Source organism: Bartonella sp. AP20NXHL, from assembly GCF_042196165.1.
Lineage (GTDB): Bacteria > Pseudomonadota > Alphaproteobacteria > Rhizobiales > Rhizobiaceae > Bartonella.
Map to the genome: position 1 here is coordinate 1 of NZ_JBHIPV010000071.1, position 1,256 is coordinate 1,256.

Genomic DNA, 1,256 nt, shown 5'->3' on the forward strand with positions numbered 1-1,256 from the left:
AACCACATTTTGGTTCATTTAGAAAGATGTTTTATTCATAGAAAACAATATTTTATTATACAATTTCTGATGTGATACGTGATGAATCTTATTGAGAAAGAATGAGAGACAAGAGAGCTAAAGTTATCCACAGATAATGGGGTTATTCACCCCATATTTTAGGTTTGACCCGTGACATAAGCCGCCCATTTATCCATATAGACACGGCGCTGTTCTAGATAGTCAGTACGACGATAGGAGCGCTCTACTTGTCCTCCTACTGTATGACTTAGAATAGTTTCAGCGACCTCATAGGGGGCATCGGTTGTTTCAGCAAGCCAATCGCGTAAACTAGAGCGAAAACCATGCGGGCAGGCTTCAAGTTTATTGTCTCTCATATATTGAGCCATACACTTCTCAGCGAGGGGACCGCGACCTTTAGCAGAAAAAAAGAAATCATTACGAGAAAGCAATCGTGCTTGTTTTAAAATGTCTAATGCTTCAGTTGATAAAGGCACGCGAAATTCTTTTGTTGTATCACGCTTGCCTTTCATATTTTCAGCAGGTATGGTCCATATATCCCCATCAATTTGATCTTTATGAATATGACGTAAAGGATTGGTACGAACACCTGTCAGAATAAGCAAACGCAAAGCCAGTTGTGTTATGGTTGATGCTTCACAGAGTGTTTTATAAAAAGCCGGAACCTCTCTCCAATCCATGGCTGGTCTATTAGTGACCTTATGGCGTTGTTTTCCTAAGAGAGCTTTTGCTTTTTCTACAGCTTGTAAATCAACATCTACACCTAATGCAGCCGCATGTTTGAGACAAAGATTAAGACGTATCAATGCTGTTCGAGCAATTACAGCCTTTGTATGCCAAATAGGAGCAAGGGTATTGCGTATCTCTGTTTGCGTAATCTCTGAAACGGGTAAACAGCCTAATTTAGGGAGAATATGAAGGCGTAAAGGTGTAAACCATTTACCATTTTTACCATCACCTTTTAATTCAGCTTTACGAGTTTCAAAAGTATCTAGTGCAATATCTTTTAAGTAATGGAGATTGCTTATTGCCTCACGCTTTTGTTTTTCACGTTCTTTAATAGGGTCACGCCCTTCACGTAAAACAGCCCGCCATCCTGTTGCCAATTCACGGGCTTGTTTTAAAGAAACATCTCTTAAAGCACCCAAGCCCATTTCACGGCGCCGACCATGAATGGTATAACGATAAAGCCATTGAGCACCACCATCTTTACGCTTATGGAGAAGCAAGCCGGC

General features: G+C 40.6%; 1 protein-coding gene. It reads right to left on the minus strand.

Annotation, left to right across the window (positions count from 1 at the left end; all coding sequences use genetic code 11):
• Positions 1 to 158 precede the first annotated feature (158 nt).
• The coding region (locus ACFILL_RS09230; protein WP_375643834.1) for a tyrosine-type recombinase/integrase at positions 159 to 1,256 on the minus strand (1,098 nt) is incomplete at its 5' end.